Source organism: Bacillus cereus group sp. BfR-BA-01441 (assembly GCF_022663075.1).
GTDB lineage: Bacteria > Bacillota > Bacilli > Bacillales > Bacillaceae_G > Bacillus_A > Bacillus_A cereus.
Map to the genome: position 1 here is coordinate 65,671 of NZ_JAKUEU010000001.1, position 21,333 is coordinate 87,003.

The window sequence follows — 21,333 nt, forward strand, 5'->3', positions numbered from 1 at the left end:
TATATGTAAAAATTAAAAAAATAACAATTTTCAGAACTATATACATACCTCTTTTATCCAAAATAAAAAGAATGTCATGTAACTGACATCCTTTTTTATTTTGTCGTAAGCATTAAGATTGATTTTCACTTTGGAATACACTTGATGTCATATCATAAATGCAACTACTGTCCATAGTTGCGAACTTAAAAAAGCACCTCTTTTAAATACAACTATAACAAAATTCTATTCATTTTCTTTTCATCTATTTATTAAATTCAATTTGCATCATTTTATTTAACTGCGGAACAATATCGACCCCACCTATTGAGTTAAGACTGATAGCTAATGTATGTTTGCCTCCAATTACTCCCCCAGCAAAAGTTGCAAATCCAGGAATTCCTCCTCCATGCCCCCAAACTGAAACACCGTTTGGAAGTTTAGTCTCATAGATTCCAAGACCGTATGCGTCACCAACCCCTTTGCCTTCTATAGGAACTGTAGTAAGCATTTCTTTTAGCTCGCGTTCCTTCAGTAACTTACCACCAAGTAAAGATGAAAAGAACTTATTTAAGTCATCCGCATTAGAAATCATATCTCCAGCTGCATTAGCTAAACTCGGATTATAATACGTAATATCTTTGAACTCGCCTGTTCCTTCCATTTTCACATATCCACGAGCATGATTCTTTCCTGGGATGACGGGTGAATTTCCTGGTAAAAACGTATTTGATAGATCCAAAGGTTCAATAATTCGCTTTTCGATTTCTTCCGCATAACTATTTCCAGTTATTTTTTCAATAAGCATTCCTAGTATTACGTATCCTGTGTTTGAATACAACCAATCTTTACCCGGCGAGAAATCTGGAGGCAGCGAAAGGCCTATTTTCACTATTTCTTCTGCTGTATACGTTTTTTTCGAATTCATTATGTCCGCGTCTTTTGACTTTAAGTATTCAGCGATACCACTCGTATGATTCAAAAGTTGTCGTATCGTAATTTGATTACCATCATACCCATTTCCTTGCACGAGACCTGGTAGCCACTTTTCAATTGGATCGTCAAGTTGTAAGCGATTTTCTCCTACTAATTGAAGCACAGTCGTCGCAGTAAACGTCTTCGTCACACTACCAATCCGAAAGCGATAATCCGAATTCACCGGTTTCTTTGTACTTAAGTCCGCCACGCCAGCAGTAAAACTACTAGTTTTTCCGTTGTTAGACGCCTTAGCTAATATTCCTACAGCACCAAGCTGTACTGTTTCCTGCATTACTTGTTTCCAGCCATTACGATTCTTTTGATCATGTACTTGTGACGAACTAGAAATATTTTGAGTTGACTCTGCAGTCACAGTAAAACCAGGTGTGAATAGAACAGTACCCGCTAATAAAACTGCAAAACTTGCTAACTTAATTGAATTACATTTTTTCATAAGGCTTTCTCTCCTCCATTAATATCGGATTGATTCAAGCTATACTTTCATCCTATATGATAAATCTCTCTTTTTTCTTATCCATTCCTTACGAAATACTTACGTTTAAATTTAAATACGGTAAACTGAGGAAGAGTTATGCATGCAAATAAAAAGAGAACATGTTTTCATTTTTTATGTAAACATGTTCTCTTAAACATTTAAAATTCTATATCAACTTTTCATCCTATTCTTTACACAACTAATTTATATTCCTTTTTACCAGCCCGCACTAGCATTCATACCATTTCCAATAATAGAAAGTAATAGCGGCCATAATACTGGTCCTAGTGTAAGAAATATATTTAGAAGTATGAGCATTCTATATCCAACGGTGAAATTGTGATTTTTACGATTAACAAATACTAAACTGATTAATGATATTATAGTTGTTAAAAATAATACTAACATTAGCAACCAATACCACACCATTAAACTAAGACTCCACGGTGTTAATAGCTCATGTATGATACAAAATGAGATTCCTAATACAGCAAAACTAAAACTAGTCACCGATGTTTTTATAAGCCATTTATTTATTTTTTTATCGTATGTATTTTTACAATATAAATCTATTAAAGTATATAAAGATAAATATGCCATTAATACACCTATCCAAGACAATAACCAGTCTCCGTCTCCTTTGAATAATACGTACAGTAACCAACACATACCTACTGCTGAAAAAACAAAGGAAATAAGTATGCTTTTTAATACCGATTTCATTACATTTTCACACCCTTAAAAAATCAAAAATTAATTATAATTTATAAAAATTAAGTATAGGTTAACATGTAATGAAGTATAAGTAAATAAAGCTAATTTTGTTTACCTATTTGAAGACGGTTTCATATAAGAAAATAATTCATGTTAATCAAATTTCCGTATAAAAATAGAAAAGGTGGATATTTATGTATCCACCTTCCCGTCTCCCTCTACCCACTTCATTATTTCTTTCACATCTAAATCCGTATACGTCTTTTCACCATAACGAACAGACTCATATAACGAGATAATATCCCTTGTTCTACAAATTCTTTTTAACCATTGTTGTATCGTTTCATAGGACCTTCTCTGTTCATGAAATGGTAATGTTCTTTCCCATTCAACTAACGTTTTTCTTATCTTATCTGTCGGTAACGGCTGTTCTAACTGATGAATGACTTTTTCATTCTTTATGCTTCTTACCGCAGTTTGCTTTGTGATCGATTCTTTCTCCTGTACTATTTCTGTTTTCGTCAATTTTTTCCTAATATACTTGTAGATGGCATATATAATTGATATTGCGATTATCACATAAAAAACTATAGTAATCCATACATTTGAAAGAACAGAAAGCACGTCATTCCATAGACTTTCTCTTTCGAAAGGTTGAAATTTTTTACCCGTTTTCGTTCTTATACCCGTATCTTTTACTTCTTCATATTCATCTTCATCTATTTTGGAATCATCAAAATTTTCACCTATACTAGTAAAGTCATAATTTCTTTCCGATATTGTCTTAGTCTTACTGAAAAAACGCTCTTTTACTATGTCTTGTACATACACAATACCTTGTGATAACGTTATCGCACTAATCGCAAAGAAAAGTATGATTAAAGTTCTCACACTCCATAACTTCACTTTCATATGTCGCTTTTTATTCACCATGACATAAGCCCCTTCTTATTCTTTCATTACAATCCATTTATTCGTTCTACTGTATTTCTTTGGTGAAGTACCAATAATTAAAGGAACCGCATCCAGTTCCTTTCGACGAAAGCCTGCTGTGTAAAAGTAAGAAGAAGATATAGGCGTATCTTGGTCTGATATCGAGGCAAGTACCCTTAATACATTTTGCAAATGTTTCCGATTATCCCCATTTTTTATATGTAGCAAACCGTTATCTTTTACACTATTGATCCATACTTCAAACGAACAGTTTTGCATAAGAAGTTGTTTGCATATACCTGCTGTTAATTCAATTAGTTCCTCTATATCATTTCGCAAAGAAACACCACTTTTATTTTGCAAGTTGAGATAAATCGCGTATTTATCACATTGTGTTCGCTCATACTTTTTCGCAATTATTGTCCCTGTTTTCGCTGTTGCACTCCAGTGGATGGAACGAAAATCTTCATTTTCATAAGACTTTACTCCCATTACTTTCGTTTCATCATATAAGGGTGAAGACATCGCTTTTCGAAATCCTCGTGACCATTCTTGTAATTCAGGAACTTGTATTTTCGGAACAGCTGGTAAAACTAAATAAGAGGGCGTATCAACTTGTTTATATGTTATATGGTTCGTTATAAATCCAAAGAGATCAGTAATAACAATTTCAACTTCTTCCCATTTCGCGATGCCTCTTTTTAACGCTACAGCTTGCAAATCAAATGAAACTGACTCCCTTCCTTTTAACTTAAAATTCATATAATAATTTGAACCTGTACTATGATTTTTGTTTATTTCATCATGATTCCAAGTTAGCTTATTTTCACATTTAAATCGAAATACGATATTAAGAATAGGAAATATCGACTTGTTTGAAATTTTCATTTTGCACATATTCGTTTCACCTATAAAAACATTCGAATTCCCTTGACTGTATTCCCATTCAACACGAGATACTTTACGTATATATACATGCATAGCGCCTATTAAAATTACATATAAAAATACGAGAGATAAAAACAGTAGATTACTTGAAAATACACTTAAAATAACGGCTACAACTGACATAACCCCCATTACGAAAGGCTCCGCTAAAGGTGTATACACAAGCTGTTGATTCATCGTACATTCTCCACTGGCACACTAATCGTATGAAGAATTTCTTTCATAATTTGTTCTTTCGTCGTTTTCATCTCTCCCTCAATCGTTAACGTTAAACGATGAGCACAAACTGATGCAGTGAGCGTCTTAATATCATCTGGCGTACAGTAATCTCTTTCATTTAATATTGCCCGTGCTTGAATCGCTCTCATAAATGCCAACGTTCCCCGAGGGCTTACACCAATTTCAATTAACTCATGGTTACGAGTTGCTTCAATAATTTCAAGAAGATAATCTTGCACATCACTCCCTACTAACACTTCTCTTGCACGCTTTTGCATCGTAATAATTTCTTCACTTGAAATAATAGAGTGTAATGTTTCTAACGGATCATTCATTTGAAACCGATTCATCATTTCCTTTTCAGCTTCTCTCGTAGGATAACCTTGGCGAATCGTAAGTAAAAATCGGTCTAATTGAGCATCTGGTAAAGGAAATGTACCAGCAGATTCAAGAGGATTTTGCGTTGCTATAACTAAAAAAGGTTCTGGTAATGAATGTGTCTGTTTCGCAATTGTAACAGTACGCTCTTCCATAACCTCAAGTAACGAAGATTGTGTTCTCGGTACAGCTCGATTAATTTCATCCACTAATACGATATTTGCAAAAATGGGTCCTAACCTTGTTTTAAAATCCGATTCCTTCACATCAAAGTATTCAAGGCCAATAACATCTCCAGGCAAAGTATCCGCTGTAAATTGTATTCTTTGAAATTTAGCGTCCACACTTTTAGCCAAACTTTTCGCTAATGTTGTTTTTCCTGTCCCAGGTACATCTTCTAATAAAATATGTCCCCTTGCTATTAGAGCAATGGCTGCTAGTTCTATCGATTCGTCTTTTCCTATAATAACCTTCGAAATATTATTAGTAATTTTCTTTAATGTACTCATATAGTATCTACCACCTTTTAATTATCTAAAAATTAAGAATATACTTTTTTCCAAATTATAACATGTAATTCGAAGATGAAATAGAGTGAAAATGAATCTTTTATTTTTTCTTCATTGCACGCAAAAAAGCACCTATTGTCGTATATTGACAATGAGGCGCTTAACTCAATCCAACAGCCTTCTTTCCCTCTAATTTTTAGTAACAATACATCCTTTTTTCTGCCACGCATGCATTGTTTTCAATTAACTAGTAAAATGCATTCTAATATTACATATAATAAAAACCATTTCGATTTGTTCGTTATAGAACTTCCTCTACATCGACACTCTCAATCTTCACTTCATACATATTTGGGATGCTTGCTTCTTTTGGTACCCATGCATAATAATTTTGATCATTTTCTAATATAAATTGAACTAACTTTGTTTCTGAAACATTCCAGAAATTTTTAAGATTATCAATGTAGTCTTCTAAATCGTCTTTATAGTCCAGTTGTAATATATAATCTCTTACCGTCAGGGCAAACACAATTAAACTTCCTAATAGATTTTTTTGCTCATTTTCTTCTTCATACTCTTGTGGTAAGAACCACACTTGACCTATTCCTATCGTTTTTTTGTATTTTTCATAAAAACTACTATCATCCATATTCTCATAGTCATGAATCAATTCATTGACCAATGAATGCCATTTTGGCGGAATAATATTTTCCAATGCAGGATTATGTTCAATTCCTTCTACTATATCCTCGATTTCTTCTGTCTCATCTTCATAGTGATATTCACTTAGGTCTATATGCTTGAATTTCATTTCATTTTTATAATGTGCCAAATCATATGGATAATGATTATTATCTTTTAAACTTGTATCATCAAGTCCGAGTATCTTTACTATTGCAGCTGTCTCAAAGCTCCAATACCCTACATATCCAGGTTCTTTATGCGCATTTTTCCATTCATAATCATAATGGCCTTTAAACCATTCTTTCTCCATGTACGTTTGTAATCTTTTAGATGCTTCTTTTTTATCTGTTTGTGCAAGTTCTATAATCTCTCTCGTTTTTGCATATGGATTTTCTTTATAATATCTGTTCGTCATGTTTGTGTATCCAATATCACTAGCGCATAAGAGGAAATCAATTACTGCGTCATTCATATTTTTTGTATCAACTATCTTTTTTAATCTTTCTATATTCTTTTTATCCGTTTCTAACAAAATTCCTAAGGAAATCATCCAAATCAGACTTAAATATCCAATTTCCCTACTTCCTGTATTCTCTAAATCATAAATTGCATTATGAAAATCTTTTTCTATTACACTAACATCTTCCCCTAAAGAATACTTTGCCCTAATATCCTCCATCTCATATCTAAAATTGGCTAGATATGTCCCTTCTATAATACTCTTATTATCTTTAGAATATCTTTGAATTCCATTTTTAGTATCTTCTTCTAAACTTTTAATATCTTCTCTATTTTCCTCTATAAACTCTTTATGATATTCAATTCCTTCTCTACACTTTTCTTCTATACATAAATAATCTCTCATACCATTCAATTCCTCCTCGCTTCTAAATTATGGCCATTCTCCAACGATGTTACCCTTTGCATCTATCTTAAATGTTTTAACCTTTCCGCTACTATCGACTTTTGATAATACTCTTTCTACCTTATCTCTCTCCAACGCTTTTGTAATCTTATCTGCTAATTTGTTATCTCCATCAACAGCTTTCAATATTCTACTTTTTTCAGTATTCACACCTGTCAACCAACCATCTGACATTTGTGGTCCATCTTTAGTTTTTCCTAATTGTGAACTACCAAACTTTGCTTCATCAATAACATATTTAATATTTGAATTTGGATTTGCATTTTCGTATAATCCATCAATCCCTTTTACTATTTTATCATTTATGCCTGATGGTGCACTTTTTCCGACTGGCTTTAAATCAAATCCAGCTTCTTTTAAACTTTGATTATTCAATAAATTGTCACTAGATTTTATTTCACCATAATTCCCTTTTTGCTTATTTGTAGCTGTTTTTGCATCAAAATTGTCTACATTTGTATTTTTGTTACTGCTAGGTTTACCCTTACCACCATCTTTAGACTTCGCAAACTTATAATAAGCTTCTATCAATTCACCTTGTGGTATTTTGGTTATGATAGTTCCACCAACACTAGAGAATGCATAGGAAGCCTCTCTCTTAAATGATTGTAACATTTCAAGCGTAGGCTTCAATTCTTTTGCTAGTTTTACTGCATTAGCAAATGTACTTACTCCACTTGATGCTTTTGCTCCTTTTGTGATATGGCCTACTTTATTTAGTGCCCTATCGCCTAATATTGTGGTAGCTATTTGTGTTAATCCATAGGTAGTCAATTCTGTACGACTCTCTGCATCTCCCTCTATCATATCTCGTTTTATTTTATTTGAAAATGCATGCCACATATTTTTTGCAGTTTCATCCAAATGGAAAAGTGCATAGGTTACATTAATAAAAGTTCCTATGTCCATATTACTTAAAGCTATTGCGGACTCGATTTCATCACCAATAGCTTTCCCCGAGCCTCTTTGAATAGCTTCCCACATCTTTTTCGCTGTTTCAAACGTGCCAACTATACCGTCTGCCACATCGTCCCAAGCATTTCTAACCGGAGATTTCTCCTCAATTATGTTATTTGTTTCTATATCTTTAATTGACTGATCATTTTTTCGAGCTGTTTCTTCTATAATCCCCTGAATCGAACTCACCCAATCCATATTCAACCCTTGTGTACTAAACGTACCACTCACAGGACTAAATCCTTTCCCACTTTGCACTTCAGCGAGTCCGGCTGTGATGCTAGCTGCTAATTGGAGAGCGGTGCTGTAGTTGTTGCTGGATGAATGATTGAATTCATATAAATGCTCTAGTTTTTCTTCCAGTTTTTTTCTCATTGTACCTAATACCGTTACAATTGCACCTACTCCGGGCATTGGTGTAAGTACTTCTATTGCTTCTATACTTGTAATCGATTGATTAATTCCCCTTATTTGTTCTCTTATTTCTTGTTCAATCACATCTGTCGAAGCAACTTTCGCTTGGAACTCATTTGGAAATGCTTCATTTTGGCGAATTAATTCTTCACATAAGCATATGATTCCTTGCGCTAATGGCCGAAATGTTTGGACAAGGTAGGCTTTTGCACTACTGTATGTTTGTCCTTGTAATACTGTGTCTATCGCAAATGCATCAATAGATTGAATGGCTTGTTCCATACTTTGAATCGTAGCATTACATATAGCGTTCATACTTTGAGTTTGACTTTGTACTTCTCCCAAATACATGTTTAAACTCATGTATTGGCCTCCCTTTGTAGTTGCTGCTGTTCATAGGAAAGGTCGTTTTCTTTCTCACTGAGATGCCGTTTTTCTTTAAGCAACGTCTCTTTTTCATTTTCTAATTCGAATGTAAGTTTTCTTGCATACTGTCCGATTTCTTGCCGCATATTCGTAAAAAGGTGAAACACTTCTTTGTCGCCGTGCCAAGTTTCTAGTATTCGGTTAAATAAACGATTACTTCTATTTTTCCATTCATGAAAACTAACCTCAGCTCGTTCTTGATTTTGCAGCGCAATTCGGTTTTCATTTTGTTCTTCAAATATAATTCGTAATTTTTGATTACATTGACTGATTCTCGTTTCAATTTCTTGACTCATCTTTTCTCCCTACCTTTTCCCCTTTACGTAGGTTGTTACATTATTGAAAAGTCTTTTGAAGTCCTGTATCCATTTTCTCAAATTCATTTGCTACGGAATGGATATTATCAATTGTTTGTTGAAAAGCAGTACAAAATTGTTTCGTGATCTGTAAATTTTGTTGATTTGCCTCTTGTGCTTGGAAGTTCACAGATAGTGTCGTACGCGTTGCCTTATTTATAGAGCGACTAGTAGCACTTTGCATTCTATCTGAAGCATTTCTCATTTTCGTTGCAAGTTGCGTTGCCGTATGCAAATTACTTTGAAATTCTCCCATTACTTACTCCCCTCTACCTTTTACTTACAAGAAAATTATACCACGGAAAAATATCCCAATAAACCGAATGTTCGAATTTAACATACAATTCAGCACTGTTACTGAGGATGCGAGCAACGCTTATCTATCAACATAACTGAGTCCAAAATGGATTCTACTTATACAAAAAAGATGACTTCAGCCATATGCTAAAGTCATCTTTTTCTACCTTATTATTTTACTAATTCTCCATTATAAGCTTTTATATTAAGCGGAGCAGTTAAAAATTGTGCTGCTTTACTAACGAAAGATGTGAAGTGTTCACTCGTATTATGGCTCGCAACTGCTGCTTCATCTTTCCATACTTCTACCATCGTATAAACACTTTCTTTTTCTGTATCTTTATATAAGTCATAAGATACATTTCCACTTTCTTCTCTTGAACCATGAATGAGTGGCTGAATTTCTTCTAAAAATGCTTGTTGTTTTGCTGGGTCTACTTGAAATATTGCGTGAATAATAATCATGGTGTTTCCCCTTTCATATTCCATATATTTCTATGACCTAATTAGATTACTTCCACTCAGCAACTTTGTCAATTGGAAGACGTACTGATTGGTAACCACTGTCAGCAGCTTTCCCGATTGAAATTAGCATTACTGGTACGTAGCGTTCTTTATCTAGTCCAAACGCTTCTGCGATTTGGTCTTTTTCAAATCCACCAATTGGACAAGTGTCATAACCGTGCGCACGAGCTGCTAGCATAAATTGCATCGCTACAAGACCACCGTCAATTAATACTGTATCTTTCATTACTTCTGGTGTAACCATAGAGAAGTAAGCTGAAAGTTTTTTCATTTGATCTTCTTTTACTTCTGCTGGCATAAGTCCACGCTCTACTGCTGTACCATAAATTTCTTCTGCGTTATCAAAGTTGTTTAAGTCACCAAATAAAGCGATCATTGCTGAAGATGTTTCTACTTGAGATTGATTGAATTTTGCAAGTGGCGCAAGTGTTGCTTTCGCTTCGTCACTTTCAATCACTACGAATCTCCATGGTTGCATGTTTACTGAAGATGGTGCAAGTGTTGCTTCTGTAAGAATTTCTGTCATTTCTTCTTTGCTAATTTTCACTGAAGGGTCGTACTTACGAATTGAACGACGTCCTGTTAAAATTTCGTTAAAATCATTTGTTTTTACTGAGTTAGTCATAGTTGTATTCTCCCTTTTTTATAATTCTTTTATATTTTCTTGAATGTGATTTAACATATTTAAAAGATTATCGCGTTCTTCCTCACTTAATCCTTTAAATGCAGATGCTGCAAAACGTTCTTTTTCCTCTTGAAATGCTTGAATTTTATTTCGTCCCTCTTCAGTAAGAGAAACTAACGTAATTCTGTTATCATCTGGATTTTTACGTCTTACAATCATTTCATTGGCCTCAAGCTGCTTTAAATGCCTTGTTATCGCAGCATTATCAATATTCACTTCTTGTTGAAGTGCTTTTTGACTAATTTCACCTACTTCATATAACTGAAGTATAAGCTCTAATCGAGACTGGCTCATACCCGTACACCCTTCAAATTTCGAACTTACTTCTTTATTTAGAAAGTGTAATTTATATAAAATAATCGCTTCTTTTGAGCATGAACTTGTCAAATTAACCCTCCTTTACAATCAAAATAAAAACATTTGATGTATCAATAGTTGATATGTCAATTAATATAATCTATATCGATTTAGAATGCAAGCATTTTGTTTTCATTTTATTTTTCCAAATTAAGGCGCTTTGTAGCGTTACAAATAATGTTAATTGCACTATAATAATACTAATTTAAAGAACTGGAGAGTGATTGATAATGCGGCAATATACAAATAGAAATGAGGAATTGAAAATGGAAAATGAAATGAGGATATTCACAAATGACAACAATAAATATAGGGATTGTCGCGCACGTAGACGCTGGCAAGACGAGTTTGACTGAGCGTATTCTTTATGAAACGAATGTGATTAAAGAAATTGGCCGAGTAGATAGTGGTAATACACAAACTGACTCAATGGAATTAGAAAGACAACGCGGAATTACGATTAAAGCATCTGTCGTTTCTTTCTTTATTGATGCTGTAAAAGTAAATGTCATTGATACACCTGGACACGCTGATTTTATCGCTGAAGTGGAGCGATCATTCCGCGTTCTAGACGGTGCGATTTTAGTTATCTCTGCCGTTGAAGGTGTGCAAGCACAAACAAAAATTTTAATGCGAACATTACAGAAACTAAACATACCGACTATTTTATTCGTTAATAAAATTGATCGTAGTGGCGCAAACAATGAAAAAGTTATGAAACAAATAAAAGAGGTTCTTTCAAATGAAGCATTCCCCTTCTATTCTGTTCTAAACGAAGGAACGAAAGAAGCCCGGATCATTGAATACAAATCATATGACGATTGTATGGAACTGTTAGCACCATTTAATGAATCATTACTTGAATCATATGTAAATAACGAAATAATACCGGACGCACTATTAAGAGAAAAACTAGAACAGCAAATACAGCAAGCGAATGTGTATCCAATCTTTTTCGGTTCAGCAATGACAGGTATAGGAGTAACTGAACTACTTGAAAAACTACCGGCCCTAATGCCAGCTCTTACATCGGCACAAGAGGAACTATTATCCGGTATTGTTTTTAAAATTGAACGTGAACCTTCTGGAGAAAAGGTTGCGTATATAAGAGTTTTTTCAGGTAGCTTACATGTTAGAAAATATGTTAATATACAGCGCAGTAAGTCTCTATTCCATAAAGAAAAGATAAAAAAAATGTGCCTATTTCATAATGGAGATACCGTTCAAACTTCTACCGTTCCTAGCGGTGAGTTTTGTAAAGTGTGGGGGCTGAATGATATTAAAATTGGTGATATTATCGGTGAACGTACAGATTATATAAAAGATATTCACTTTGCCGAACCACAAATGGAAGCTGCCATTGATGCGGTACCTAAAGAGCAAATTCATAATTTATACGCTGTTCTTATGGAACTATGTGAAGAAGATCCGCTCATTAAAGTTTGGAAAGACGATGTTCATAATGAACTATATATTCGCCTTTTCGGTGAGGTACAAAAAGAAGTAATTGAAACAACACTTTATGAGAAATATAATTTGCAGGTTAATTTTTCAAATACGCGAGTTGTATGTATCGAGAAACCAATTGGCGTAGGCAATTCTGTTGAAGTAATGGGTGAAAAAGAGAATCCATTTTACGCAACAATCGGATTCAAAGTTGAACGTGGTGAACTTAATTGCGGTATAACATATAAATTAGGTGTTGAGCTCGGCTCACTACCTTTAGCATTTCATAAAGCGATTGAAGATACGGTATTTCAAACGTTAAAACAAGGATTATATGGGTGGGAAGTTACAGATATTATCGTCACGTTAACACATACTGGTTATGCTAGTCCTGTTACAACAGCGAGTGACTTTAGAAACTTAACACCGCTCGTTTTAATGGATGCTTTAAAACAAGCTGCAACAGATGTATATGAACCAGTTAATGCGTTTGAATTAACTGTACCGGAGCAAGCAATTAGTACCGCAATGTATAAGCTCGCTGCCGTTCCAGCAACTTTTGCAGAGCCTATATTCAATAACAATTCTTATCAGTTAACAGGATCATTACCTGTTGCGAAAACAGAGAGTTTCAAACGAATACTACATTCATTTACAGAAGGAGAAGGCATATTTACAACGAAGCCAGCTGGTTTCACAAAACTTATGGCTCCCTTCCCTACTCGAAAACGTGTTGATTATAATCCGCTGAATCGTAAGGATTATTTACTTCATGTTTTGAAGGCTTATTAAAGTAAAAGAGGTGCAATTCGCACCTCTTCTTGCATGTGTTGATAGGTTAATTTGTCCTAACAACTTCTTTAAGTTTTTCTATTATATTTGCTATCGCTTCAATTGAATTCTTTGTTTCATATTCCCCAACATTTACAGAATGATTTGCGTTTTTAACAACATCGATCGTTAAATTCGTTTTATGTAACTGATCAACTTGATCTGCATTGTATTGATGATCTTTATCCCCAATAACTAAAAACCCTTCGTGATTACTATGCAAGATAGAATCAAAAATCGTATCAAACGTCAGTAACGGTGTCAGTAATATCATTTTCGACTGTAAAAACTCTTCTCTCTTCATTAAATCATTCGCAATTGGAATTGTTCCGAGTGACTTCCCTAAAAATATAGTATCGTTGTATTGCTCAGCTTTTAATACTTCCTTCATTACAGGATTCATATCATCCATCATTATTTTTGTTACTTCTTCCATTGGTTTATTCATTACTTGTTCGTCGTAAGAATAATGAATATGTACAACATCAATTTTATGTTCAAGCATAAGCATCGTCGCGTAATAAAATAACGGCTTATCATAATTGTATCCTGAACCTGAAAACATAAAGCAAACCGTACTAGAACCTTTTTCGATATGTGTGTAATAAATTACTTTGTCATTTATATGTATCTCTTTTTTAATCCCCTTCATCCTTTTCTCCTCGGAATACATTTAATCTTGTAAAATGATATGTTCTGTATGAACTGCTATATTCTTTACTTTCTCTTTTATAAATGCAGGCTGTAAATTATATGCATGTAACTCTTCTACCGGCACCCACTTAAACAAATATGTTCTATCCTCTTCTTCCAAAATATATTGATCCGCTCCATTTGCAGGTAATTCATGTAGCTCTACTTCATAATAAAAACTAATCTCATGAAACTTTTGCTCAGAAAGTGTAAAGAAATTTTCTACTGACCATATTAATCTCTTCCCTTTAATAGGAGCAGCTAGTTCTTCTGCAAGTTCCCGTTGTAACGCATCCTCACTGTTTTCTAACATTTTCACTCTTCCGCCCGGTACGTACCAAAAATCTTCACCGTCACCTTGCAGAATAAGTATTTTATTATCCTGTTTATAAATTGCTCCAACGCGGTAATTAAAACATGTTTCCTCAACTTTAAACGTAAGATCCATCCGTAACGCCCCCTTATATAAATATCGAATTATTACAAAACAATTATGTAATTACTGTACAAATAAGGTTACTAAATTTATCCCCTCCATTCAACGGTTTTTGAATTTTCTAAACTATTATTTTTCATCATTACAAGTGCATATACATATGTTACAATCATATTGCACACTAGAAAACATTATGGGGGTACGGATGGAAACGTTATTAATCCAGCAAACTGAGAAATCAAATAAGTTTTGGAAAATCGTTGTGAAAGAAAAAGACTATGTTGTGTTTTACGGAAAAATTGGCACAGCTGGCAGTGTGAAAGCGAAAGAGTTTGAAACAGAAGAAGAATGTATGAATGAAGCTAATAAACTAGTTGCTTCCAAACGTAAAAAAGGATATACAGACCCGTTGCCTGGGGAAGATTACATAAAAGAAAAAACGATAACCGAAGAAGAATTTTGGGAGCTACTTCATCGTGCAAAAACGAAAGGTGAGGACCAAGAAGAACAAATAGAATGGCTTACTTCTCACCTTGCTAAACGTACAGTACATGAAATTGTAGCTTTTGATACGCATATGCATCGCCTTTTGAAAGACTCCTATACCTCCCGTTTATGGGCAGCAACCTATATTATTATGGGTGGCTGTTCAGATGATACTTTCGATTACTTCCGCGGATGGTTATTATATCAAGGAAAAGAGACATACGAAGCTTGTATTGAAGATCCAGAACGATTAATTCCTGTATTAGAAAATTTGAGTGAGTATGACGTCCCAGAAATAGAAGAACTTTCTTTATATTTCGGTTTCACTGTATATGCAGAAAAAACTGGTGACGAAGATGATACTTACTTTACACTTTACCATGTCTTATCTAATGAAGAATTCGACGATGTAGATTTTGAATTTGACTGGGATGAAGACGATGAAGAAGGTTTAAAAAAGATGTTTCCTAGGCTATGGGAGATGTATGGGGAAGAACCGATTGAGTGGTAGATTAATTATTCGTGAAAAAGTGCCTTGTTTCTTTAGTAACAAGGCACTTTTTTTGATACTATATTTAAATTATCATCTTTCCACTCTCCCACCACTCCATAAAAGTCTTTAAAGAAGGAGCAACCCACGTTCTACTATCATTTTCATGGTTCCATACATATATATCATCTTTTTGTACTTTTCCATTCAAAATAGAATAGCCAAACAAATCACCATTTCCCCCATCAGCAAAAAATAATAAACAGTCAAAAGGCATGTATAAATCCTTAAAATCAACTATATTTCTCATACTCATATTTTCAGTTTTAATTTTTGAAGCAGACCATATAAAGTCACCGTATTCACCTTCTATACCGTTTGTTTCCTGTAATAATTGATATAAATCATTCGGTAACTCCACATGTAAACATTTTTGTATATCAGTAAGTTCATCCTTCGTAGCTGGGTTTTTCAAGCTTAAATTTGATGAGATACTGTGAATGGTGTCTTTCCACATCACCTTTTCCTCCTTATGTGCAATCAAGCATATTCAAAGAACTCCGCTAAATTTATTGATACCATCTTTCTAACAATTCTTTCTCCCTCTCGCCTGAAATACCTGCTTTTAATTCCCATTCTTCCGTACTCTCCATCCACTCATACACATCTGTAACTGTCTCTTCTATTCTTCTAAAAGTAAGCCCTTCATTAACCGCACTTTCGATACAAATAGAAAACCCGCCTCTCCACGGCTTCGTCTCACCATCTAATGGAAAAGTTTCTGAAATCCACAAAGGCATTTCTGTCCAAGGCTGCACATTATGTTCACTCATAAATGATTCGTCTACCCAAACAAATTCAGCATCGCTATTCGTAACCTTTTTACACGTATTTAATAGCTCTTCCATCGTCAATTCATCATTCGGACCTGTTATATTAAATGTTCCTGCTTTATTATGTTCTGCCATATTTAGCCCCCATCTCGCGACATCTTTTATATCAACTAATTGCACGGGACGAATTTTTCTTCCTGGTACTAATACTTTCCCACCCTTTGCTACACGCTGAATCCAGTATGGAAGTCGATCTGTATAATCAAACATTCCTGAAAGAAGTCCTGCTCTTACGTGTAATACACGCCCCGGCCAATACTTCTCTGCTTCTTTTTCACATAATACTTTCAGTGCACCATAATACTCATAAGGTGAAACTTCACCATTCTCTACAGCCTTTATTTGATCATCCGTCGGTTCAGGTTGTAATATATAGTCTTCTTTTATGTCATGCGGAATCCAATCTTTATATACGGAAAGGCTTGAGATGAATATATAGTGTTCAATATTATCTTTAAGTACTTCTCCAACATTTCTAATGTGATGCGGAGAAAACCCACATGTATCCACAACAACATCCCATTTTCGATTTTCTAAACTTGATACATCGCCATTTCTGTCACCGATCAGCTGCTCCACTTCAGGAAAAACTTCTTTGTTTGTTCCGCGGTTAAATAATGTAACTTCATGCCCTCTTTTCAAAGCCTCTTCTACCACAGCTCTTCCCAAAAATCGTGTACCACCTAGTATTAACATTTTCATGGTTCTCCCCCATTCGTGATAAAAAATCTATTCTTTTGTTTAACGATTTTTTGTTGTGAAAAGTTACGGGGATAATTAAATTTTTTCTACAAGTTCAATATATGCAATTTCGACACTTTTTCTATCTAAAAAACAATAATATGGAAATATTCATTCTGTCGATTTCCATTTCATATATAATTAAAATATCGGATATTCGATTAACCACTTATACATACTTAGGCAGGTGAAAAATATTAATAAACACATAGTTTATCATTCAACATTATGTATTTATTTTCTTACATCACTTGTATATATCATCTTGCTGAACATAGAAAATGGTCGTAATTATTTAGGGTTTACAATGGTTGTTCCGCTTTTAGCAGTTACTTCATATCAAACATTATATAAGAAACAAAAAATAGTTCATACACTAGGAATTTCACGTTCAAAAATAAAAACACTAATTTTCTCCATATTATTTCCACTACTTCTAGGGCTATGTCTCCATTTTTATTTTTATATTTATGATATAAAGTTCTTATATCATCATTGGAATGAAGTAGGATTTCTCTTGCTCGTTGGTCTTACAGTTGGATCTTTATCTGCATTATTAGAAGAGATTATATGGCGAGGGAATTTTCATTACTATTTACGAAAAAAATATACATTCATACAAACAGCTATTATTATAGCTTCAATTTGGTCTTCATGGCATTTACCAATAGCAATCTTTTATAAAAATTATGAGTTTCAGTTTGTAGGAATATTAAGTTATCTCTCTTTATTATTTATATTATCTATAATTTTAACGTACACGAGAGAATATGGCGGTTCTGTAATATCACCCGCATTTTCACATGGTATGTTTAATGTATTTTATTTAACAGATATAGTACAAAACAAGTGGGATGCCAGCCTAATAGAATTAATTAAATTTACCTTACTAGCAATTGTGCTGGGCACGATGTATCTCATACTTCACAAAGTTAAAAAATAGTTAAACAGCTAAGAAAAAAGATGTTTCTTCTTTTAGTTGAAAGCAGCTTTAATAGATTAAAAAGTACTTCAACACCTTGCAATTATTTAATAATGGTATAGGTGTTGAAGTTTTATAATCTTAGTTACATAACTTTGTTAACACAACACTTTTTTCTATCATGGAGAACAAAACAAGTTTAACTAAACCTTTCATTCTTATTTTTATAAAAATAACCATATTAATCTTTTAAATAAGGAAGTATGCACCCTTTAATTAATTCCCATCTATCCCGTGCATTCGGCTTAGCTTCAGAAGCAATTACTACAACCAAATCCTGCTTCGGAATACAACAAATCATATTCCCCCCATCACCCATTGCACAGTATGAAAAGATTCCATCTTCTTCTCGTAACCACCATAAGTAACCATATTGATTTGGGTTCATTTCTGTCGATTCTTTTATCCATGATTTTGATAGTATTTGTTTTCCATTATGAATACCTTCATTCAAATACATCTGTGCAAACTTCGCCATATCTCTAACCGTTAACGTTAGTCCCCAGCCACCCGTCGAAATACCATTTGGATCGTGAACCCATCCTTTCACATCTTTTCCGAATAAGTCATCAAATCCAAATGCTTTCATATTGTAGTTTGGAATTTCTCTCATGCCGAGTGGCTGAAATAAGTATTCATTCGCAAATTCACGCGCATTTTTTCCTGTTGCGTTCGTTATGATCGCTGATAGTATATGAGCTCCTGCAGATGAATATTTAAAAGCCCCAATTTCTCCGCCTTGTCCTATCCTATTTAACGTATACTGTACCCAATCTCGTTGCATACATAGTTCTTCTAACGGCTCCTGCCAGTCTACGAAAGGATGTGGAGCTGTCATTGTCAACAGATGTCGTACTGTTATTTCAGATGAATTAACGTTATATTCCGGGAAAAATTCTATTACTCTTTGATCAACGCTTTTTATATAGCCCTTATCTATACATATCCCAATTAGCGCAGAGATTATCGTTTTTGTGACTGACGCTATGTGAAATGCATCATCTGGACCGTAACCGTTATAATATTTTCCAAAAATAACATTACCTTTCTGCACTACTAACATACCATTCATATTTTCATATTCTTCTTTTATAATCTGATCTAACTTTTCAGCAATTTTCATTATTCCTTCCCCTTTAACCTATAATTAAAAAGGTTCGATAGGTACATATATATCAACTATATGTTTATGCTTTGGATGCTGCTTTGGGTCATTTCTATATACTTCAAAAGGATACGAATCTCTCGGTTTATATCCGCTATTTGGAAGCCACTCACCGTATATAAAGTCCCATGCTCCTTTATATTCATCTTGGCATATTTCAAAATGTCCTACTGCATACTTTCCAGAAGGTATTACCATTATTCCAACGTCGTTCGTTTCTACTGTGGATTCATCTGAAATTGTTACACATAAACTTGTTCTTAAATGATAGTCCTCAGTAAATTCATGATGATCGTGGTAAATGGTTAATACTTTCGTATCCTCAAATACATGATAGTTTTGCTTAGCTGCGTAATGAAATAATTTCTCTATCATTTTCGGAAAAGCTATAGTTAACTCTTCATATGTACCGATATGTCTTATGTATGCGACGTTTATATTGTCTGCTGTTACAATTTCAACATTTCCTCGAACCTTCTTACATTCATTGTATTGAGGAATTCCCCTTACGTCTTTGCAATTCTTGCTATTGTCGTTTCGATATTGAGATGGACTTACGCCGTAATAATTTTTAAATGTTCGGGAGAAAACTGCTGAATCTGTGAATCCGAAGTGATACGCAATATCTGTAATCGTCATATCTGTCCGATATGTAAGTAGATGTGTTGCCCTTTCTAACTTCAATCGGTTTACATACCGTGATAATGACTCGTTTACTATCCCCTTAAAAATCCGATGAAAATGAAACTTTGAAAATCCTGCTACATCCGCTAACTCTTCAATTGAAAGTGAATCATTTATGTTTGATTCTATATAATCTTGCACTTTATAAATGCGTCGTAAGTATTCATTTCTACTTTGTTTACTCTCCATATTTCTAGCTCCTCACAACAAAAAGGCTAACTTTTCGCTAGCCTACTTTTACACATGTTTCAAAAATAAAACTCTACTACCGCCGTTCCCATCATAATTTGTATGTACCGATACACCCTCTATCTCATCATCCCCAGCCTCAATTCGAAAACCGATTTCTTGATGAAACTGTATCGATTTTTTATTAACTGGTGACGTAATTGCTTTTACAACTTTACAATTATTTGCACGTGCGACATCAAAGAAATACGAATACAATGTCGATGCAATTCCTCTTCTTCTATACTTCGGATTTACCCCGATAAAATGAACGTACGCTTCCTCTTTATGCGTTTGCGAAAAGAATCCGCATAAGAAACCTAACGTTTCGCCATCTTCTTCAATGATAAAACTCGTTTCTTGAAAGTGAACGAAAAACAATTTTGGCAACATGGCAGCCATGTCTCTCCCGCCCCACCAATCATTTAAAACAGAATGAATCTTTACATAATCTTCCCCTTGGATGTTTCTTACTCGCATATGTTTCTCCCTCTCACTCACTTCATTTTTTCATAAATTTTAATGACTGTTTCTACTAAAAGGATGAATACCCATATCCCGCAAAATACAAGAACAGACTGGAATAAAGAACCTAGCATAACAATACTTATTAAACCTAATTCTGGGCCTGAAATGGACATTTCATCAAATCCTATATTATGTATAAATGGACCGGTTGAAAAAGCCATTAAAATAGATGCTATTAAATAAATCACACTCATTATTTTTAATATTTTTATAGAAAGATACGAAGTTTGTTCTTGCTCCACTTGTGATAATTCGATTTCACCGCTCGCAATTCCTTTTTGTAAACAGTCCTCACATAGAAATTCTTCCTTAATTTTTTTACCACCGTGCAATGTACCTGTAATTTCTTTACAGCGCGAACACTTTCGATTTATCATTTTGTTATCACTCCAATCTCGTAAGATTATACTTATACAATTCTATTTTTACCTTATTATTCCTTTTGTGTATTTTATAGAGAGGTGACGTGTTTTATGATATCTAAACTTATTTTTGGTTATAAAAAGCCTACTGAGCAATATGTATTACGACCTAGTTGTTATGCAATTATTTTTAACTCAACTTCTTCAAACATTGCTATTATCCAAAAAGGAGACCGTTATTTTTTACCTGGTGGCGGTATGGAAGGTACCGAAACAAAAGATGAATGCTTACATCGTGAACTACTAGAGGAATTAGGATGGGCAATTGAAATTAATCAATATATCGGTAATGCAATGCGCTATTTTTATGCGGAAAAAGAAGATACATATTATTTAAACGATGGGTTCTTTTATATTGCGAACATGGTGCAAACACAAACTGAAAACTGTGAGGAAGATCATGTTTTGCGGTGGATGTCTCCTTTACTTGCTGTAGAGCTTCTCATTCATGATCATCAAAAATGGGCTGTTGAACAAGCGCTTTTATTACAAAAACCAAAAGGATCTCCTTCTATATGAAAGAGATCC

General features: G+C 34.0%; 24 protein-coding genes. 4 read left to right on the forward strand and 20 right to left on the reverse strand.

Going from position 1 to position 21,333, the window contains the following annotated elements; genetic code table 11:
- Positions 1-244: 244 nt before the first annotated feature.
- The 12 genes from MR107_RS00310 to MR107_RS00365 all read right to left on the reverse strand — a co-directional run bounded on the left by MR107_RS00310 (position 245) and on the right by MR107_RS00365 (position 10,810).
- Positions 245-1,411 carry a serine hydrolase domain-containing protein gene (locus tag MR107_RS00310; RefSeq protein ID WP_000710640.1) on the reverse strand — a complete coding sequence of 389 codons (1,167 nt, stop codon included), beginning with the start codon at positions 1,409-1,411 and terminating at the stop codon, positions 245-247.
- 258 nt (positions 1,412-1,669) lie between these two features.
- Complete coding sequence (locus MR107_RS00315) at positions 1,670-2,176, reverse strand: DUF3902 family protein (protein WP_000843838.1); 507 nt, start codon at positions 2,174-2,176, stop codon at positions 1,670-1,672.
- 183 nt (positions 2,177-2,359) lie between these two features.
- Positions 2,360-3,100 carry a signal peptidase II gene (locus tag MR107_RS00320; protein WP_134208639.1) on the reverse strand — a complete coding sequence of 247 codons (741 nt, stop codon included), beginning with the start codon at positions 3,098-3,100 and terminating at the stop codon, positions 2,360-2,362.
- A gap of 15 nt (positions 3,101-3,115) precedes the next feature.
- Entirely contained in the window at positions 3,116-4,225 is a 1,110-nt protein-coding gene (locus tag MR107_RS00325; protein WP_242291975.1) for a DUF58 domain-containing protein, read from the reverse strand.
- Complete coding sequence (locus MR107_RS00330) at positions 4,222-5,154, reverse strand: AAA family ATPase (protein WP_063245380.1); 933 nt, start codon at positions 5,152-5,154, stop codon at positions 4,222-4,224. Before MR107_RS00330 ends, MR107_RS00325 begins: the two co-directional genes overlap by 4 nt.
- Before the next feature lie 301 nt (positions 5,155-5,455).
- The gene (locus MR107_RS00335; RefSeq protein ID WP_242245157.1) at positions 5,456-6,703 is read right to left on the reverse strand and encodes a PoNi-like cognate immunity protein; all 1,248 of its coding nucleotides are present in this window, start codon (positions 6,701-6,703) and stop codon (positions 5,456-5,458) included.
- 27 nt (positions 6,704-6,730) lie between these two features.
- A complete protein-coding gene (locus MR107_RS00340; protein WP_226368881.1) occupies positions 6,731-8,497 on the reverse strand; it encodes a T7SS effector LXG polymorphic toxin in 1,767 nt (588 codons plus the stop codon).
- Positions 8,494-8,856 carry a DUF3958 family protein gene (locus MR107_RS00345; protein WP_071740766.1) on the reverse strand — a complete coding sequence of 121 codons (363 nt, stop codon included), beginning with the start codon at positions 8,854-8,856 and terminating at the stop codon, positions 8,494-8,496. Before MR107_RS00345 ends, MR107_RS00340 begins: the two co-directional genes overlap by 4 nt.
- Positions 8,857-8,896: 40 nt before the next feature.
- Positions 8,897-9,172 (reverse strand): TIGR04197 family type VII secretion effector, encoded by a 276-nt coding sequence (locus MR107_RS00350; protein WP_000503641.1) that lies wholly within the window; start codon positions 9,170-9,172, stop codon positions 8,897-8,899.
- A 212-nt stretch (positions 9,173-9,384) separates the two neighbouring features.
- Positions 9,385-9,678 carry a putative quinol monooxygenase gene (locus MR107_RS00355; RefSeq protein ID WP_000583805.1) on the reverse strand — a complete coding sequence of 98 codons (294 nt, stop codon included), beginning with the start codon at positions 9,676-9,678 and terminating at the stop codon, positions 9,385-9,387.
- Positions 9,679-9,724: 46 nt separating this feature from the next.
- Positions 9,725-10,363: a nitroreductase family protein gene (locus tag MR107_RS00360; protein ID WP_000185390.1), complete on the reverse strand. Its 639-nt coding sequence runs from the start codon at positions 10,361-10,363 to the stop codon at positions 9,725-9,727.
- 18 nt (positions 10,364-10,381) lie between these two features.
- Positions 10,382-10,810, reverse strand: coding sequence for a MarR family winged helix-turn-helix transcriptional regulator (locus tag MR107_RS00365; RefSeq protein WP_000204172.1), 429 nt, complete (start codon positions 10,808-10,810; stop codon positions 10,382-10,384).
- 264 nt (positions 10,811-11,074) lie between these two features.
- On the opposite strand from MR107_RS00365, the gene MR107_RS00370 reads away from it, so the two are divergent.
- Entirely contained in the window at positions 11,075-13,018 is a 1,944-nt protein-coding gene (locus MR107_RS00370) for a GTP-binding protein (RefSeq protein ID WP_242245160.1), read from the forward strand.
- 46 nt (positions 13,019-13,064) lie between these two features.
- Here MR107_RS00370 and MR107_RS00375 read toward each other — a convergent pair whose 3' ends face one another.
- Together MR107_RS00375 and MR107_RS00380 are read right to left on the reverse strand one after the other, a co-directional pair.
- Positions 13,065-13,709 (reverse strand): alpha/beta family hydrolase, encoded by a 645-nt coding sequence (locus MR107_RS00375; RefSeq protein WP_227900606.1) that lies wholly within the window; start codon positions 13,707-13,709, stop codon positions 13,065-13,067.
- A gap of 21 nt (positions 13,710-13,730) precedes the next feature.
- Positions 13,731-14,198, reverse strand: coding sequence for an NUDIX hydrolase (locus MR107_RS00380; RefSeq protein WP_227900607.1), 468 nt, complete (start codon positions 14,196-14,198; stop codon positions 13,731-13,733).
- A 193-nt stretch (positions 14,199-14,391) separates the two neighbouring features.
- On the opposite strand from MR107_RS00380, the gene MR107_RS00385 reads away from it, so the two are divergent.
- The gene (locus tag MR107_RS00385; RefSeq protein WP_242291976.1) at positions 14,392-15,183 is read left to right on the forward strand and encodes a DUF4240 domain-containing protein; all 792 of its coding nucleotides are present in this window, start codon (positions 14,392-14,394) and stop codon (positions 15,181-15,183) included.
- A 64-nt stretch (positions 15,184-15,247) separates the two neighbouring features.
- Here the strand turns inward: MR107_RS00385 and MR107_RS00390 are convergent, their stop codons facing one another.
- Together MR107_RS00390 and MR107_RS00395 are read right to left on the reverse strand one after the other, a co-directional pair.
- Positions 15,248-15,679 (reverse strand): SMI1/KNR4 family protein, encoded by a 432-nt coding sequence (locus tag MR107_RS00390; protein ID WP_242291977.1) that lies wholly within the window; start codon positions 15,677-15,679, stop codon positions 15,248-15,250.
- Between the two features lie 52 nt (positions 15,680-15,731).
- Positions 15,732-16,757 (reverse strand): SDR family oxidoreductase, encoded by a 1,026-nt coding sequence (locus MR107_RS00395; RefSeq protein WP_134208650.1) that lies wholly within the window; start codon positions 16,755-16,757, stop codon positions 15,732-15,734.
- Positions 16,758-16,983: 226 nt separating this feature from the next.
- On the opposite strand from MR107_RS00395, the gene MR107_RS00400 reads away from it, so the two are divergent.
- Complete coding sequence (locus MR107_RS00400) at positions 16,984-17,739, forward strand: CPBP family intramembrane glutamic endopeptidase (protein ID WP_071739202.1); 756 nt, start codon at positions 16,984-16,986, stop codon at positions 17,737-17,739.
- Between the two features lie 220 nt (positions 17,740-17,959).
- Here MR107_RS00400 and MR107_RS00405 read toward each other — a convergent pair whose 3' ends face one another.
- The 4 genes from MR107_RS00405 to MR107_RS00420 are packed head-to-tail and all read right to left on the reverse strand — an operon-like array spanning position 17,960 to position 20,760.
- Positions 17,960-18,901: a serine hydrolase domain-containing protein gene (locus tag MR107_RS00405; RefSeq protein ID WP_071739203.1), complete on the reverse strand. Its 942-nt coding sequence runs from the start codon at positions 18,899-18,901 to the stop codon at positions 17,960-17,962.
- A gap of 24 nt (positions 18,902-18,925) precedes the next feature.
- Positions 18,926-19,816, reverse strand: coding sequence for an AraC family transcriptional regulator (locus MR107_RS00410; protein WP_000444280.1), 891 nt, complete (start codon positions 19,814-19,816; stop codon positions 18,926-18,928).
- Positions 19,817-19,864: 48 nt separating this feature from the next.
- A complete protein-coding gene (locus tag MR107_RS00415; RefSeq protein WP_016122751.1) occupies positions 19,865-20,335 on the reverse strand; it encodes a GNAT family N-acetyltransferase in 471 nt (156 codons plus the stop codon).
- A gap of 17 nt (positions 20,336-20,352) precedes the next feature.
- Positions 20,353-20,760, reverse strand: a complete 408-nt coding sequence (locus MR107_RS00420; protein ID WP_000610496.1) for a DUF3980 domain-containing protein — start codon at positions 20,758-20,760, stop codon at positions 20,353-20,355.
- Between the two features lie 96 nt (positions 20,761-20,856).
- Between MR107_RS00420 and MR107_RS00425 the strand changes: the two genes are divergently transcribed.
- Complete coding sequence (locus tag MR107_RS00425) at positions 20,857-21,324, forward strand: NUDIX hydrolase (protein ID WP_000623966.1); 468 nt, start codon at positions 20,857-20,859, stop codon at positions 21,322-21,324.
- Positions 21,325-21,333 lie beyond the last annotated feature (9 nt).